Origin of the sequence: Streptomyces sp. NPDC089424 (assembly GCF_044749345.1) — a bacterium.
Taxonomy (GTDB): Bacteria; Actinomycetota; Actinomycetes; order Streptomycetales; family Streptomycetaceae; genus Streptomyces.
The window spans coordinates 291,716-308,841 of record NZ_JBIVHU010000009.1 but is presented as its reverse complement, the minus strand read 5'-3'; the positions used below and the strand labels follow the sequence as shown (position 1 = coordinate 308,841).

Genomic DNA, 17,126 nt, shown 5'->3' with positions numbered 1-17,126 from the left:
GGATGCGCACACGGTGTCCGAGCGCGCGGCATGTCCGTCTCGCAGGTTATCTCTGCTTGCGGGGGGCCCCTAAATCGCGGGTCACATGTGAGCGGTGATACCTGTCACATGATGCCGGAATCGCTGGCACGGGGTGCCGCGGAGGGGCCAGGGGGAGGGCGTCGCGGTGCGCGCCCCGGAGCCGACTCAGGGGCCGGCTCAGGGCCTCACCGGGCTGGGGTTGACCCGGTGAGGCCCCTTGAGCTGCCCCGATGAGGGACCCGACGGTCCTTCTCGAGGGCTTCGGTTCGGCGATCCCCACCCCAATGGGGACCGCCGAACCCCGTCCGCAGGGCTTCCGTCCGGGCGAGCCGATGGTTTCGGCCGCCCGCGCCGGGTGCCTGCGGGGTCGGGTCGCACGCCTGGGGCGGCGTGCGGGTCATGGGGGCGCGCGAGGGGCGCCTCGGCGGGGGTCTGCGCGGCACGCCGGCCTGAAAACTGCCGTGGCCGACGGTCCCGCCCCGGCCGGCCGAGGGATGAAGGAGGCGGCAGGGCACGAGAGCTGCAGAGGACGACAGGGGGCGGCAGAGGGCGGCAGGGGGCGACGGGGCGGCCTCGTCGGCCGCACCACGCGCGAGGAGACCCGGGGCTTCGCTAGCCGGGGAGAACGAGGACGTCGCGGTGCCGGTCCCGCGTCCCGCCCGCCTCGACGCGCGCGACCGGACCCGGCACGAGCAACAACGGCGTGCGCCTGCTCACCGTCACCGCGTGCGCGTCGCCGTGCCGGGGCGCACCGCCGTCCGCCGACGACCGGCTGCCCAGCACCCCGCGACCACCACCGGGCGGCGCCGGACGCACAGGCGTGTACCGCGCCCCGCCGTCCGCACGCTGCCCGACCTCGCGTTGGTGCACCGCGGCGCCCGCACCGCCGAGCGCCGCCACGGCACCGGGCCCATGAGCAGCCGACCCCGCACCCGTCCATGGAGCCTCGGCCTCGGGAAGAGGCAACGTCTGCCCCGGAGGCACGGAAACGCCGGGCGGCGCGAACGCGACGGGCAGCTCGGGAACCCCGGGAAGCTCGGGCACGCCGGGCACGCCGGGCACCAAGGAGTCGCCGGGGAGCACCGGCACCTCGGGGAGGACGGGGAGAGCGGGGAGAGCAGGGAAGGTGGGGAGAGCGGGGAGGGTGGGCAAGCCGGGAAGGGCGGGCAGGCCCAGGCCAGGGAGTACGGGAAGAGCTGGGACGTCGGGAAGAGCGGGCAGCACGGGAAGCGCGGGGAGCGAAGGGCCGCCAGGAAGCTCGGGACCGCCGGACAGCTCGGGCAGACGAGGCAGGTCGAGCGCGTCAGTCACATCGGACACGTCAGGTGCGGCAGGCGCGCCTGCGGCGTCGGACGGGTCGGATGCGTCAGCTGCATCAGCCGCGTCGGCCGAAGCCGACGAGCTGGATGAATCAGGCCCGTCGGACGGGTCAGCCGCCTCGGATGAGTCAGGTGCGCCTGGGGAAGCGGGCGCCTGCGACACCGGAGGCCGCGACGGCGACCCCGGTCGTGAAGGCACCCCGGACGAGGCCGACACCTCGCCCACAACCCGCCCGGCACTTTCGACCACAGGTCGCGCGACACCCTGGACCACAGGCTGGACCGACTCCGCGGCCACCGGCGCGACCACCCGAGCCAATGCCCCCGAACCCGGCACCCGTTCAGCCGCGTCCGCCCGCTCGCCGCACAGCACTCCCAGCACGAACAGCCCACCCACCAGCAGGACCACGGGCAGCGCACGCCGCCGCGCCGCCCCGCGCACCACACGCGGGACGGCGCCGGACAGCGCGGCTGACCAGATCAAGAGGGGGGAACCTCCCGTGCGGCGGAACAAGTCACGCGTCGACGGCTACACGTCGACGACCACGCGGTACGGGCAAGCGGAGCCACCGCACCGCTGATGAGGCGTCGATCCTCGCTGTGACTCCCGAGGTTGCGCAAGCCCCGCGTTACCGATGGGTAGTCATGTCCCTTTTCGGATGCCCCTCACGCGGCTCCCACCCGCTCCCCACCCGTCCCTCACCCAGCCGTCACTCGGTCTCCGGTATCGGCAGCGGCCGCTTCTCGATCGCCGCCGCCATCACCTCCGGGAACAGATCCGGCGTACAGGCGAAGGCCGGCGCCCCGAGCGCCGCCAGCGCGGCCGCGTGCTCCCGGTCGTACGCGGGCGCCCCCTCGTCGGACAGCGCGAGCAGCGTCACGAACTGCACCCCCGCCCCCTTCATCGCCGCCACCCTCTTCAGCATCTCGTTCCGGATCCCCCCTTCATAGAGATCGCTGATCAGCACGACCACCGTCTCCGCGGGCCGCGTGATCTGCGACTGGCAGTACGCCAGCGCGCGGTTGATGTCGGTACCGCCGCCCAGCTGCGTGCCGAAGAGCACGTCCACCGGGTCGTCAAGCTGGTCGGTGAGGTCGACGACCGCGGTGTCGAACACCACGAGTCGCGTGTTGATCGTCCGCATGGACGCGAGCACCGCCCCGAACACCGACGCGTACACCACCGAAGCCGCCATGGATCCCGACTGATCGATACAGAGGATGACCTCCTTCTTGACTGACTGGGACGCCCGCCCGTAACCGATCAGCCGCTCCGGGACGACCGTTCCGTACTCGGGCAGGTAGTGCTTGAGGTTGGCCGCGATCGTGCGGTTCCAGTCGATCTCGTGGTGGCGCGGCCGGCTGATGCGCGCGCTCCGGTCGAGCGCGCCGCTGAGAGTGGCCCGCGTCCGGGTGGCGAGCCGCTTCTCCAGGTCCTCGACCACCTTGCGCACGACGGCCCGTGCCGTCTCCTTCGTCGTCTCCGGCATCGCCTTGTTCAGCGACAGCAGCGTGCCGACGAGGTGGACGTCGGCCTCCACGGCCTCCAGCATCTCGGGCTCCAGCAGCAGCGCCGACAGCCCCAGCCGGTCGATCGCGTCCCGCTGCATCACCTGTACGACGGACGACGGGAAGTACGTGCGGATGTCTCCGAGCCAGCGCGCCACGGACGGCGCCGAGGCACCCAGCCCGGCCGCACGCTCCTTGCCCGTCTGCGGCTTGTCCCCTTTTCCGTAGAGCGCGCCCAGCGCCCCGTCCATCGCGGCGTCCCGCCCGCCGAGCGCACACCCGGTGCCGTCCGCCGCGTCACCGCCGAGCACCAGCCGCCACCGGCGCAACCGCTCCCGCCCGGCGTCGTCCGCCTCCGCCCCCACCAGGGCCCCCACAGTCATCCGGCCTCCTCCCCACGCACCCCACGGATCCCGCGCACTACACGAATCCCACGGATCCTGTGGATCCCGTTCATGACGCCACCCCCACGAGTGCCGCGCCGTCCTCCGGTCCCGCCACTTCGTCCAGCCCCAGCAGCAACCGCACCACCGGCAGCACGGCATCAGCCCGCTCGGCGTCGAGGCCCGTACCGAAGCCCGGTGCCGCTCCTGCCCCCGCTTCCGCGCTGCCGCGTCGGCCCGGCCCGCGCCGCACCAACTCGCCCAGCGTCCTGCGGACCCCCGGCTCGTACGCCGAGAAGGTGCGCCGCAGCAGCGGCAGCACATCCGTGAACGCCTCCGCCGGCACCCCGGTCAGCCAACCGTCGACCAGCTCCAACAGCCGCTCGTCGTGCACCAGCAGCATTCCGCCGCCGCCCCCGCCGACGAACCCCTCGATCCACGCGGCCGCGTCCCCCGGGGGCGTCCCCCGCGACAGCACCAGCCCCATCAGCCGCGCCGCCTCGTCCTGCGCCAGCTCCCCGTCGTCCAGCAGCAGGCGCACCGCGCGTCCCCGGATCACGCCGGGCACGGTGTCCCGCGCGCAGAGCACCCGCAGCACCGCGTGCCACCGGCCGCGCAGGCCGGCGTGGACCGCCGCCGGAACCTCGCCGAGCAGCCCCACCGCCGTGTGCACCGCGTCCAGATGACGCCGCATCTCCTCGGCAGCGTCCATGTCGAGCGCGGCGCAGGCGGGCGGCAGCCCGACGAAGATCCGCTCCGCGAGGCCCGCGGCGACCTCGGCGAGAGCGCCGGTGTCCGTACCCCGCACGTCGCCGTAGCGCAGCGAGCGCACCAGCGCCGGCAGCGCCTGCGCGAGATGGCCGACGTCGGTGTCGAGTGCCGCCCGGTCGGCGAGGATCCGCATCACCACGGGGAGTGCGTCCGGCAGTTCGGCCAGCAGGCACCGCTCGGCGAGGCCGGTGACCTCGGCGAGGCCCTGTGCCGTCGTGGCGTCGGTCTCCGTCTTGGCCGTCGCGGCGGCCCGCACGGTCGTCCCCCAGACCCCCGCCTCGGCGACCCGCACCGACAGCTCGGGCTCCCAGCGCAGCCGCCAGGTCTCCCGGAACGTCCCCGTGCTGCCCCGCGACGTCGCGGGCTCGCCCCACGTCACGCCCAGCAGCCGCAGCCGATGCAGCAGTCTGCTGCGCCCGGCGTCGGTCTCCTTGCGCAGATCGAGCTCCAGCTCCCGCTCCAACGCCTCCGGCTTCAGCCGCAACCGCTTTTGCAGCCGGGCGAGATCACGTTGCAGCGGCACCGCAGGCGCCGCCTCCGGCACCTCGCCCATGACGTCCCCCACCACCAGCCGGTCGTGCACCAGCGCGAGCGGCACGTCGGACCCCTCGCACATCACCGCCCGTACCGCGTCCGTGGTCTCACCGAGTCCGGCAAGCGGGCGCCCGCGCATCGCGGCGAGCGTCTCCGCCAGCCGTACCGCCTCGATGACGTGCGCCGAGGAGACGCCGCGGTCCTCGTCCCGCAGCAACCCCGCGACCTTCGTCATCCATCGCTCGACGGGCCGGTCCGGGGCCGCGAACAGGTGCCCGTACCACCCGGGCGAGTCGATCCCCGCGCCGTAGCCGCCGGCCCTCGCGAGTCGCCGATTCGTCCACGGCACCCAAGTCATGTCGACCTTGACCTTGGGCAGCCCCTTCACCAGGGCGCGGTCGCCCGCGACCGTGGACCTCTGCCGCAGCGCGGGGACGTGCCACGCCCCGCACACCACAGCGACGCCGCCCTCGAACTCCCGCTGTGCCGTCCGCATTTGGAGCCGCATGCAGGCCTCCCGGACGAGGTCCCGGTCGTGTCCCCCGCTCCCGTACACCTCCCGCAGCGCCCCCATCGCCTCCTCGACCACGGTGAACGGAGCGAACGCGTCGCCCGCGCCGAGCCCTCGATGCTCGACGACGTCCTCCCACCAGCGCTCGGCGTCGTCGTAGCCGGCGGCCTCGGCGAGCACGCCGATCGGGTCGATCCGCACGCCCTCGCGAGCTTCGGCGTCGGGATCGTCACCGGCACCCGTTTCCGTATCCGCCTCCGTATCGGTATGGGCCGCTGGGGCGTCGGACTCCGCCTCAGGGCCGCTCCCCCACACCAGCGTGTGCGTGGCCGGCAGGTCGATGAAGCGGGCCGGGACGTCGTGCTCCAGGGCCCACCGGATCGCGACCCACTCCGGGGAGAACTCGGCCAGCGGCCAGAACGCCGAACGGCCGGGCTCGTCCACGGCATGGGCGAGCAGGGCGACCGGCGGCCGCATCTCCTCGTCGCCCGCCAGCTCGATCAGCGCGTCGGCCTCGGGCGGACCCTCGATCAGCACCACCCTCGGCCGGGCCGCGTCCAGCGCCGCCCGCACGGCCCGAGCCGAGCCCGGCCCGTGATGCCGTACGCCGAGCAGCAGCGGCTCGGCGCCGGACCGTCCGCCGCCGGCGGCGTCCTCAACACCCGTCACGCCGTCCCCCTCGCCTCCGAGGCCACCCCAGGTCGTCCTCGCCCACGGCGCCGAACCTCCTCACGACCGCCATCCGCCCTCCTGCGACGCTCATGCGCTCACCTCGCGGCAGGCCCGGTAGAAGTCCTTCCAGCCGTCCCGCTCACGCACGACCGCCTCCAGGTACTCCTGCCACACGGTCCGGTCCGCCGCCGGATCCCGGACCACCGCGCCGAGGATGCCCGCGGCGACATCGCTCGGCCGGAGCACTCCGTCCCCGAAGTGGGCGGCGAGCGCCAGGCCGTTGGTGACGACGGAGATCGCCTCGGCGGTCGAGAGGGTGCCGCTGGGCGACTTCACCTTCGTACGGCCGTCGGCCGTGATCCCGTCCCGCAGCTCCCGGAAGACCGTCACCACCCGCCGGATCTCGTCGACGCCGTCGGGCACGGCCGGCAGGTCGAGGGAGCGGCCGAGCTGGTCGACACGGCGAGAGACGATGTCGACCTCGGCCTCGACGCTGTCCGGCAGCGGCAGCACCACGGTGTTGAAGCGGCGGCGCAGAGCGCTGGACAGCTCGTTGACCCCGCGGTCACGGTCGTTGGCCGTGGCGATCAGGTTGAAGCCCCGGACGGCCTGCACCTCCTGCCCCAGCTCCGGTATCGGCAGCGTCTTCTCCGACAGGATCGTGATGAGCGTGTCCTGCACGTCGGCCGGGATCCGGGTCAGCTCCTCGACCCGGGCGGTCATCCCCTCGGCCATGGCCCGCATGACGGGGCTGGGCACCAGGGCGTCCCGGCTCGGACCGTGGGCGAGCAGCTGCGCGTAGTTCCAGCCGTAGCGGATCGCCTCCTCCGGTGTGCCGGCGGTGCCCTGGACCAGCAGGGTCGAGTCGCCGCTGACCGCCGCGGCCAGGTGCTCGGAGACCCAGGTCTTCGCGGTGCCGGGCACACCGAGCAGCAGCAGGGCACGGTCGGTGGCGAGCGTGGTGACGGCGACCTCGACGAGGCGGCGCGGTCCCACGTACTTCGGTGTGATCACCGTGCCGTCGGGCAGGGTGCCGCCCAGCAGGTACGTGGCGACCGACCACGGCGACAGCTTCCAACGGGCCGGGCGCGGCCGGTCGTCCTGCGCGGCCAGCGCCGCGAGCTCCCCCGCGAAGGCGTCCTCGGCATGCGGTCGCAGCGCCTCAGTCTCTTGCTCGGGCGTGGTCTCGGTCAGCTCGACGGATGTCGTTTCCACGGACACAGACATGGCTGAGTCCCCCTCCAGCTCGGCCGGTTCGGATCTGGCATCCACGTTGCACCACACCACTGACAATGCGCTCCGACCTGCACGAACGCGCTCGCGGGGCCGATTGTCAGTGGGGGGATCTACCGTCGAAGACATGACTCAGCAGGGGGTGCGCTGGACCGCGGATCAGGTGCTGGCACTGGCGCCTGACGCCACGTCACGCAAGGCGGGAAGCAAACTCGGGGCGGCCGGGCCGTGGTCCGAGACGGGGTGTTCCGAGGAGGGGACGGTATGGGGACTGTGCAAGGGCAGCGGCAGCAAGCCGTACCAGACGATCATCGACATCGCGGACGCGTCCGGCCCCGCGTACAAGTGCAGTTGTCCGAGCCGCAAGTTCCCGTGCAAGCACGCGCTCGGGCTGCTGCTGCTCTGGTCGGGCGACGACGGCGCGGTGCCGCCGGGCCAGGCGCCGGACTGGGCGGAGCAGTGGATCGCCGGCAGACGGGAACGCGCCGCGGAGAAGCGGACGTCGGGCACCGCGGCTTCTCCTGCCGCCGCTGATCCGGAGGCCGCCCGGCGCCGGGCCGAGCGCCGCGCCGAGCGGATCACGGCGGGTGCGACCGAGCTGGAGCAGCGTCTGACGGACCTGCTGCGCGGCGGCCTGGCCGCTGCCGAGCAGGCGGGGTACGGGCTGTGGGAGGAGACCGCGGCCCGCATGGTCGACGCCCAGGCACCCGGACTGGCTGCTCGGGTAAGGGAGTTGGGCGCGGTTCCGGGGTCGGGGCCGGGCTGGCCGGTGCGGCTGCTGGAGGAGTGCGCGCTCCTCCACCTGCTCGACCAGGGCTGGCTGCGTCGCGACCGGTTGCCGGAGCCCCTGGCGGCGACGGTGCGCTCCCGGATCGGTCTGCCCGCCGCGGCGGACGGCCCGCCGGTGCGCGACCGCTGGCTGGTCCTCGCCCAGTACGACACGGCGGACACCCGGCTGACGACGCGTCGGATCTGGCTGTACGGCGTGGAGTCCGACCGCACCGCCCTTCTCCTCTCCTACGGGGTGGCGGGCCGCGCTCCGGAGCTCGCGCTGCCGGTCGGCCTGGCCCTGGAGGCGGAGGTGTCCGCCTACCCGGGGGCGGGTCAGGTGCGGGCGGCCCTCGGCGAACGGTTCGCTCCACCGGCACCGGCGGCGGTACGACCCCGGGGCGTGACGACCGCCGAGGCCGCCGCCCGCTACGGGGAAGCCCTGCGTGCCGACCCCTGGCTCGACTCGGTTCCGGTGACCCTGGAGCGCGTCATACCGACCCCGGACGGCGACTCCTGGCAACTGGCGGACGCCGACGAGGACGCCGCGCTGCCCCTCACGCCTGCCGCCCGCTCCCGCGCCGGCCTCTGGCGCCTCGTCGCCCTCTCGGGCGGCGCGCCCGTCAAGGTCTTCGGCGAGTGCGGACATCAGGGCTTCACTCCGCTGACCGCTTGGGCGCGGGACGAGGGAACGGCGGTACCGCTGTGCTGACCGCTCCGCTCCACTCCACCGGACCCGAGAGGACTCTCGTGAACAGGACCACGACCCCGGTGACGCCGTCGGCCCCGGAAGGCGCCGCCGACGACGGACGGACGAGCACCACCGCCGACCACGGTCACGCAGGTGAAACCCAGGACCACGGACACGTGAGCGCCACCCTCTGGGAGGACCTGGTCACCACCGCCCTGCTGGGTACGGACCGCCGCACCCCGCCGCCCTCGGCCTCCGCGCCGGACCGCGAAGCACCGGTGGCGCTGCTGGACGCCGCCGCCGCGGAGACCGTACGACGCAGGGCCGGCCTGCGTCCCGCACGGCCGGCGCCCCGGCCGGAGCCTGCCCCGGAGGACCCGCGTCCGCCGCTCCCCGCCGCCGCGGCCCGCAGACTCGCCCTGCTGCTGGCCGACCGTCCCGGCGTGTCCGGCGGGGGCCGCCGGGGCACGGCGCCGGATCTCATGGAGCTGTTGCCCCAGTGGCTCACGCTGGCCAACGCCCACCACTACGCGTCACCCCCGGAAGCGCTGCCGGCCCTGCTGGACGCGGCGCGGGGTCGTACGGACCTCCGCCCCGCCGCCCTGACCTTCGCCGGCCCGCGCGCGCTGTGGCTGGCGCGACTGAACCAGGAGTGGCGTTTCGCCCTGCGCGCGACCCCGGGCGGGGGCACCGCGCTGCCGCACCTGGAGGACACGGAGAAGGTGCGGCAGCTCTGGCAGGAGGGGCTGTTCGCGGAGCGGGTCTCGCTCCTGGGCGCACTGCGCGCCCAGGCACCCGCCACCGCGCGGGAGCTGCTCGCGTCGACCTGGTCCACGGAACGGGCCGAGGACCGCCTGATGTTCCTCGACTCCCTGCGCAAGAACCTCACCGCCGAGGACGAGCCGTTCCTGGAGCAGGCCCTGGCCGACCGCAGCCGCAACGTACGGGCGACCGCGGCGGAGCTGCTCTCCGCACTGCCCGGCTCGGCGCTCGCCGCACGGATGGCGGTCCGGGCCGGCGCCTGCGTGGCCGTGGACCGCACGGGCACGGACCGGGCGGGGGACGGCCCGTCGCTCACCGTCGAGGCGCCGCACGAATGCGACGCGAGCATGGAACGGGACGGCGTGATCGCCAAGGCACCGGCGGGCCGGGGTGAGCGCTCCTGGTGGTTCGGGCAGCTGGTGGAGGCGGCGCCTCTCGCGACCTGGCGGGAACGGCTCGGCGGCCGCACGCCCGAGGAGATCGTGGCACTCCCGGTGACCGACGACTGGCAGGCCGAGCTGCACGCCGCGTGGTGCCGGGCGGCGGTCAGACAGCGCGATGCCGCCTGGTCCCGCGCCCTGCTCGGCGCGCCGTCGGCCCCGGAGGCCGGCGGCCCCGGCGCGGTCTCGCTGGCCGAGCGGGCCAAGCTGCTGGACACCCTCGGGGCCGAGGAGCGGGCCGACTGGGTAGCGGGATTCATCGCCGCGCACGGCCTGTCCGAGGCGTTCCAACTGCTGGGCGTCTGTGCGGTGCCGTGGTCCGCTCCCCTGGGACGGGCGGTCGTCGACGCCCTCAACATCGCGCGGGACGCGGGGAGTTATCCCTGGAGCTTCAGCGGGGTGATGGGTTTGGCGGAGCGCTGCCTCGACCCGTCCGAGGCCAACCGTCTCGACGGCCTCCTGGCGATACCCGAGGAGGCGGAGAACGCGTCACCGGGAGCTGGCGGCTACTGGGCAGAAGCCTTCCAGCGCCTGGTGACGACCCTGCGGCTGCGGGCCGCGCTGGCCGCCGAGCTGAGTCCCTGACCCGCCCCGCGGGGGATCCCACGCGCCGCCCGGCCTGCCCCACCATCCGAACGGCCCCACCACTCGAACGGCCCCATCATTCGGACGGCCCCATCATTCGGACGGCCCACCCCTCGGACCGACCGCACACCAGGGACCCACCGGCCCCGCCCAGGCGCCCGCCCCCGCGCTCACGGTGATCACGGGCGATCACGGAAACAAGGCACGCACGGATCCCCGACCCGCCCCCGCCCCACCCCGTCACCCGAATGGAGCAATCGACCGGAACCACACCTCAGCGCCCCGAAAAAACCCCGCCCCGGCGGTCCTGCGAAACGCGGCGCGCGAAGGCGCGACCCCGCCCCACCAGCGCAGACCTCACGCCTCCGCGGGCTGGCGCACGTTCGCCCGGACCCACTCCACGATGGAGGCGGTCGTCGCGCCGGGCGTGAAGATCTCGGCGACACCCTTCTCCTTCAGCGGAGCGATGTCCCCCTCGGGAATGATCCCGCCGCCGAAGACCAGGATGTCCTCCGCCTCACGTTCCTTGAGGAGGTCGATCACGGCGGCGAACAGCGTGTTGTGCGCTCCGGACAGGATCGACAGCCCGATGGCGTCGGCGTCCTCCTGGATCGCGGTGTCGACGATCTGCTCGGGCGTCTGGTGCAGGCCGGTGTAGATGACCTCCATACCGGCGTCGCGCAGCGCCCGCGCGATCACCTTGGCCCCGCGATCGTGACCGTCGAGCCCCGGCTTGGCCACCACCACGCGGATCGGACCGGCTGCCACACCCATCACTGCCTCCATGAAGCGAATACATCCATCCGTACCGACAAGTACCGCACAGATCCCTGATGCCCGTACGTGTGGCGCGCCACCCGCGCCGAGGGCCCCGGAGCGTGCCGCCGGACCCCACCTCCACCGAGGAAGTGAACGAACGTTATCGCTAGCAGCCCATCACCGGCAGTTTTACGATGTGGACCGAGGGGGAAATCACATAGTGGGACACATTCGTACGCGCGGAGTTCAGGGACCCCGCGCAACGGGAGCCGCAACGAGGCGCCCCACCCCCGCGCCGCGAGCCGCGCGCCGCGGACGGTGAGGCACATCGACGCAGGTACGAAGGGCATCAACGGCACGTAGCGCAGGCCACACAATCCATCACCGAGATCCCATCAGCCTCACCGCACTCAAGAGGCCTCACGCAAAGGCACAGCGCAGAACAACAGCAGACAGGCGGCAGCGACCGCACAGCGCGTGACCCGCCGCCGGAGCACCGGGACAACAGAACCTGCAAACCCGTTCCACCCCCGCACCAACCCGTATCCCGCGCAGATCCCGAACCACCCAGCGCCCCGCGCCCACCCTTCGCGCCCCGTCGATCATCGATCCTCCACCGCGACTCCCACGGACGCACACGACGGACAGAGACGTCCACCGTGTGCCGACGGGAGGTCGGCCATGAAGGTCACGCAGGTCACCAGGGCTCTGCAGCCCTTTGAACCGCTCTACCGCCAGCTGCTCCCGATCCCGGGCAGCCTCGCGGGACTGTCCATGGCCCTGCTGAAAGCCACCGCCCTGGAGATCGCGATCCTGGCCGGGCACCTGATCCTGTACCCCTCCGGCATCATCCAGGAGCGCCGCGCGCCGGCCGTCCGGCTCCCCGTCCCCGAGGGCGCCGCCCAGCTCCCCACGGACAGCAAGCCCCCGGTCGTCCTGCTGCACGGCTTCATCGACAACCGTTCGGTCTTCCTGCTGCTGCGCCGCTCCCTGGCCCAGCACGGCAGGGACCAGGTCGTCTCCCTGAACTACTCCCCGCTGACCTGCGACATCCGCACGGCCGCCAAACTGCTCGGCCGGCACATAGAGGAGATCTGCGAGCGCACCGACAGCAACCAGGTGGACATCGTGGGCCACAGCCTCGGTGGGCTGATAGCCCGCTACTACGTGCAGCGACTCGCCGGTGACGCCCGCGTCCGCACGCTCGTCACGCTCGGTACGCCGCACTCCGGGACGCGGGTCGCGCCGCTGGCGAACGCGCACCCCATAGTGCGCCAGATGCGCCCCGGCTCCGCCGTCCTCGACGAGCTGGCGCTGCCCACGCCCGGCTGCCGTACGCGGTTCGTGAGTTTCTGGAGCGACCTCGATCACCTGATGGACCCGCTGGAAGCGGCCTGCCTGGACCATCCCGACCTGCTGTCGCAAAACGTCCGGGTCACCGGCATCGGCCACCTGGCACTTCCCGTGCACCCCGCCGTCGCGTCCGGCATACGCCAGGCCCTCGACGGCACGTACCACGGTCCCGCGGAGGACACCGAGCCCTCCGCCACCGCCCACGACGGCGGCCTCACCGTGGCCTGACGGACCCCCCGCCGGTATCCGTCCAGTCGCCCACGCGTCACCCATCGGCCCCTCGCCGTCGTTCCCCGGACACCTGACGGCCACCGGGCAGCAGGGCCAACTCGGCGCCTCGGCACAGCCGTCGACGTCGAACATTCTTCGAACACAGCCCCAAAGCCGTGCCCGCAGTCCCCCGAAACACGGCCGAATGCCCGTTTCCTGCGCGCGCGAAACCTGCGGAAGATTGTCGTGCCCGCGTACCGCCGGGTACAGTCGCCGCACTGCTCTGCCAGCCCCTGTTGTCGAGGCGAAAGAGAAGTTGGTGAACGACCGTCACCCGTCGGGGTCCATGACCACCCCGGCTCCGGCTTCCGAAGCCGCCTCGGCGCACTACGCGTCGTACGCCCCGGAAGCCCAGTACGGCGACTTCACCCCCTATGCCGCCTACCCCGCCGCCGATTTCGGCGCCGGCGGCCACCCCGCTCCGAACGCCCCGACCGCCACCACGACCTTCGAGGCCGACCCCCTCTTCGGGGACCTCACGGGAAGCGGCCACGGCACCGGCGCGTACGACGCGACGCAGTGGTCCACCGGCGGCCACCACACGGTCGGCTACGACCCGTACGCGGCCCAGCACCCGACCGCCTACGAGACCGGCGCCTACGACGCCACCGCCTGGACCGGCGGAGACCATCAGCAGCTCCCCCTCATCCCGCCGCAGGCCGGTTCGGTCGACGCCGGCGGTCAGTGGGACGCGAGCGCGTGGCTCCAGCCCGAGCAGGGCGGCCCCGCCGACCCGACCCAGCAGTGGGCGTGGGGCACACAGGTCTTCGACACCGGCGCCTACGACGCCACGCAGTGGAACTCCGACGGAGGCGGGCGCGGCAGCGGGCACACCGAGGACTTCGAGCAGCACTCGGAGGCGTTCGAGCAGCACGCCGAGGCCTTCCACCACCCGACCGAGTCGTTCCCCCAGCAGTCGGACCCGCTGTCCCAGCAGGCGGATTCGTTCCCCCAGCAGGCCGGCTCGTTCGACCAGCACACCGGTGAATTCGACCCGCACACCGGCGAGTTCACCCAGCAGAACAACGACTTCGAGCAGCACGCCGTCCCCTTCGACCAGCTGGCGACCGCGACGTTCGAGCAGGTCGACCCCGGTGAAGCCGGCCACGGCCGGGCGGACGGCACCGGCGAGGGGCCCGATGCCCCTGTCCTCCTCGACGGCCAGGAGGAGGTCACCCCTCTCCCGGCGGGCCGTGCGGCCGGTCGCAGCGGGTCCCGCTCCCGTCGCCGTTCGCCCGCCAAGCGGTCCGCGCTGCTGACCGTCGCCGTGCCCTCGGCGTGCGTGATGGGCGTGGCGGGTATCGCCGCCGCCTCCGTCGGCACCTTCACCGGGGACGAGCAGGACGCCACCACGACGACGGCCGCGGACGCGCAGGCGGTGAAACCATCCGCCGCAAACAACCAGCTGGACACCCAGCTCACGAGCCTCACCGCGGAGGCGGACGACTTCGGCGACCGCGTCAGCCGCACGCAGGAACGCATCGACCTCAAGGCCCAGCAGGAGGCCGAGAAGAAGCGTGCGGCGGAGGAGGCGGCCCGCAAGGAGCGGCTGCGCCCCAAGTTCGCGCTGCCGGTCGCACAGCACGGGCTCAGCGCCTACTACGGCCAGTCCGGCATCAACTGGATGTCCGTGCACACCGGCATCGACTTCCCCGTCGCGTACGGCACGACGGTGATGGCCGCGACGGACGGCACGGTCCGCACCGAGTACAACAGCGCGTACGGCAACATGATGATCGTGACGGCGATGGACGGCACGGAGACGTGGTACTGCCACCTCTCCAGCTACCAGGTCGCCTCCGGTACGACCGTCAAGGCCGGCGACGCGATCGCGTTCTCCGGCAACTCCGGCAACTCGACCGGCCCGCACCTGCACTTCGAGGTGCGCCCCGGCGGCGGCGCGGCGATCGACCCGCTGTCCTGGCTGCGCAGCCACGGGATCGACCCCTCGTAAGGCGTCCCGCGCCGTAGTGCGGGGGCTCCGTGACGGATGACGGAACCCCCGGATCCGGCCCGTGCGGCTACAGCTTCTCCACCGGCGCGTACCGCAGCAGCAACCGCTTCGGCTTGGTGTCCCCGAAGTCGATCGTCGCCTCGGCGTTCGCACCCGTGCCCTTCACCGCGACGACGGTGCCGAGCCCGAACTGGTCGTGCGTGACCCGGTCCCCCACCGCCAGCGCGACGACCGGCTGTTCGGCCGTACGCCGGGTGGCGAAGCCCGACGCGCCGGCCGCCGAGGAGCGTGAGCGGGACGAGGACAGGGAGGCCGCCACGCCCGACACCGGGCCCGCGGGGGCGGCGGGTGCGCCCGTGCGCTTCCAGTCCAGGTGCGCTCCCGGGATCTCCTCCAGGAAGCGGGACGGCGGGTTGTACTGCGGCTGGCCCCAGGCGCTGCGCATCACCGACCGGGTGAGGTACAGCCGCTCGCGGGCGCGGGTGATGCCGACGTAGGCGAGCCGCCGCTCCTCCTCCAGTTCCTTGGTCTGGCCGAGGGCGCGCATGTGCGGGAAGACGCCGTCCTCCATGCCGGTGAGGAAGACGACCGGGAACTCCAGTCCCTTGGCGGTGTGCAGCGTCATCAGCGTGATGACGCCGTCGCCGTCCTCCTCGTCGGGGATCTGGTCGGAGTCGGCGACCAGCGCGACCTGCTCCAGGAAGTCGGCCAGCGTCCCGGCCTCGCCCTCCGCGCGCTCCTGCTCGAACTCCAGGGCGACGGCGGCGAGTTCCTGGAGGTTCTCGATCCGGGTCTCGTCCTGGGGGTCGGTGGAGGTCTGCAACTCGGCCAGATAGCCGGTGCGTTCCAGCACGGCCTCCAGGATCGTCGCCGGTCCGGCACCGGAGTCCACGATCGTGCGGAGGTCCTCCATCAGCGTGTTGAACCGCTTGACGGCGTTCGTGGAGCGCGCGGCCATGCCGTACGCCTCGTCGACCCGCTTGAGCGCCTGCGGGAAGCTGATCTTCTCGCGCTGGGAGAGCGCGTCGATCATGGCTTCCGCCCGGTCCCCGATGCCCCGCTTGGGGACGTTGAGGATCCGGCGCAGCGGCACCGAGTCCTCCGGGTTGGCGAGCACCCGCAGGTAGGCCAGGACGTCCCTGACCTCCTTGCGCTCGTAGAAGCGGACGCCGCCGACGACCTTGTAGGGCAGTCCGACGCGGATGAAGATCTCCTCGAAGACGCGGGACTGGGCGTTCGTGCGGTAGAAGACCGCGACGTCGCCCGCCTTGGCGTCGCCGGCGTCCGTCAGACGGTCTATCTCGTCGGCGACGAACTGCGCCTCGTCGTGCTCGGAGTCGGCGACGTAGCCGGTGATGCGCGCGCCCGTGCCGGCGTTGGTCCACAGGTTCTTGGGGCGGCGGGACTCGTTGCGCTCGATGACGGCGTTGGCGGCGGAGAGGATCGTCTGGGTGGAGCGGTAGTTCTGCTCCAGCAGGATCGTCGTCGCGTTCGGGTAGTCCTCCTCGAACTGGAGGATGTTGCGGATGGTCGCGCCGCGGAAGGCGTAGATCGACTGGTCCGCGTCGCCCACCACGCACAGCTCGGCGGGCGGCAGGTCGTCCGGGCCGGGCGGTACGTCGGCGTCCTCGGGGGCGCGCTCGCCGGTGCCGACGAGCTCGCGCACGAGGGCGTACTGGGCGTGGTTGGTGTCCTGGTACTCGTCGACCAGGACGTGCCGGAAGCGGCGGCGGTAGTGCTCGGCGACGTCCGGGAAGGCGCGGAGCAGGTTGACCGTCGTCATGATCAGGTCGTCGAAGTCGAGGGCGTTGGCCTCGCGCAGGCGTGACTGGTACAGCGCGTAGGCCTGGGCGAGGGTCTTCTCGAAGCCGTCGGTGGCCTGGGCGGCGAAGTCCTCCTCGTCGATCAGCTCGTTCTTGAGGTTGCTGATCTTGGCGCTGAAGGACTTGGGCGGGTAGCGCTTGGGGTCGAGGTCCAGGTCGCGGCAGACCAGGGACATCAGGCGCTTGCTGTCGGCGGCGTCGTAGATCGAGAAGGACGACGTGAAACCGAGCTTCTTGGACTCCCGGCGCAGGATGCGCACGCAGGCGCTGTGGAAGGTCATCACCCACATCGCGCCCGCCCGGGGGCCGACCAGCCGCTCGACGCGGTCCTTCATCTCGCCCGCGGCCTTGTTGGTGAAGGTGATCGCGAGGATCTGGCCGGGGTGCACCCCGCGCTCGGCGAGGAGGTGGGCGATGCGGTGGGTGAGGACACGCGTCTTGCCGGAACCCGCGCCCGCCACGATGAGCAGGGGGGACCCGGCGTGGACGACGGCGGCGCGCTGGTTGTCGTTCAGCCCCTCCAGGAGCGTGGCGGCGTCCAGGGCGGGGCGCGGGGCGCCGTCGCGGTAGTAGGCGTCACGGTCCGGGGGCGCGTCGAACTTCCCGCCGAACAGATCGTCCGGCAGCGACTCCGGAGCGTGATCGTCCTCGGGCGGCGGCGGAGGCTCCTCGTGGGCCCGTGGGGCCTGGAGGTCCGCCAGGAAGCTGTCGTCAAAGAGGCTGCTCATCGCTCTCCGAGTCTAGGGCGCCCCACCGACAACCCGCTGC

10 protein-coding genes are annotated in these 17,126 nt (G+C 72.8%); 4 read left to right on the top strand and 6 right to left on the bottom strand.

Annotated elements, in window-relative coordinates; genetic code table 11:
* Window positions 1-633 precede the first annotated feature (633 nt).
* The 4 genes from ACIP2X_RS32425 to ACIP2X_RS32410 all read right to left on the bottom strand — a co-directional run bounded on the left by ACIP2X_RS32425 (window position 634) and on the right by ACIP2X_RS32410 (window position 6,947).
* On the bottom strand, window positions 634-1,341 hold the full coding sequence (locus tag ACIP2X_RS32425; protein WP_401679985.1) for a hypothetical protein: 708 nt from the start codon (window positions 1,339-1,341) through the stop codon (window positions 634-636).
* Window positions 1,342-2,050: 709 nt separating this feature from the next.
* Window positions 2,051-3,232 (bottom strand): VWA domain-containing protein, encoded by a 1,182-nt coding sequence (locus ACIP2X_RS32420; protein WP_401679982.1) that lies wholly within the window; start codon window positions 3,230-3,232, stop codon window positions 2,051-2,053.
* Between the two features lie 70 nt (window positions 3,233-3,302).
* Window positions 3,303-5,717, bottom strand: coding sequence for a DUF5682 family protein (locus tag ACIP2X_RS32415; RefSeq protein ID WP_401679979.1), 2,415 nt, complete (start codon window positions 5,715-5,717; stop codon window positions 3,303-3,305).
* Between the two features lie 90 nt (window positions 5,718-5,807).
* Entirely contained in the window at window positions 5,808-6,947 is a 1,140-nt protein-coding gene (locus ACIP2X_RS32410; protein WP_401679976.1) for an AAA family ATPase, read from the bottom strand.
* 133 nt (window positions 6,948-7,080) lie between these two features.
* On the opposite strand from ACIP2X_RS32410, the gene ACIP2X_RS32405 reads away from it, so the two are divergent.
* Together ACIP2X_RS32405 and ACIP2X_RS32400 are read left to right on the top strand one after the other, a co-directional pair.
* Window positions 7,081-8,433 (top strand): SWIM zinc finger family protein, encoded by a 1,353-nt coding sequence (locus ACIP2X_RS32405; protein ID WP_401679973.1) that lies wholly within the window; start codon window positions 7,081-7,083, stop codon window positions 8,431-8,433.
* A gap of 155 nt (window positions 8,434-8,588) precedes the next feature.
* Complete coding sequence (locus ACIP2X_RS32400; RefSeq protein WP_401680244.1) at window positions 8,589-10,199, top strand: DUF5691 domain-containing protein; 1,611 nt, start codon at window positions 8,589-8,591, stop codon at window positions 10,197-10,199.
* A 357-nt stretch (window positions 10,200-10,556) separates the two neighbouring features.
* On the opposite strand, the gene ACIP2X_RS32395 is transcribed toward ACIP2X_RS32400, so the two are convergent.
* Window positions 10,557-10,973, bottom strand: coding sequence for a cobalamin B12-binding domain-containing protein (locus tag ACIP2X_RS32395; protein WP_401679970.1), 417 nt, complete (start codon window positions 10,971-10,973; stop codon window positions 10,557-10,559).
* Window positions 10,974-11,639: 666 nt separating this feature from the next.
* Between ACIP2X_RS32395 and ACIP2X_RS32390 the strand changes: the two genes are divergently transcribed.
* Complete coding sequence (locus ACIP2X_RS32390) at window positions 11,640-12,539, top strand: esterase/lipase family protein (RefSeq protein ID WP_401679967.1); 900 nt, start codon at window positions 11,640-11,642, stop codon at window positions 12,537-12,539.
* Window positions 12,540-12,840: 301 nt separating this feature from the next.
* Window positions 12,841-14,535: a M23 family metallopeptidase gene (locus ACIP2X_RS32385; protein WP_401679964.1), complete on the top strand. Its 1,695-nt coding sequence runs from the start codon at window positions 12,841-12,843 to the stop codon at window positions 14,533-14,535.
* A 67-nt stretch (window positions 14,536-14,602) separates the two neighbouring features.
* On the opposite strand, the gene pcrA is transcribed toward ACIP2X_RS32385, so the two are convergent.
* Window positions 14,603-17,086 carry a DNA helicase PcrA gene (pcrA, locus tag ACIP2X_RS32380; RefSeq protein WP_401679961.1) on the bottom strand — a complete coding sequence of 828 codons (2,484 nt, stop codon included), beginning with the start codon at window positions 17,084-17,086 and terminating at the stop codon, window positions 14,603-14,605.
* Between the last annotated feature and the right edge of the window lie 40 nt (window positions 17,087-17,126).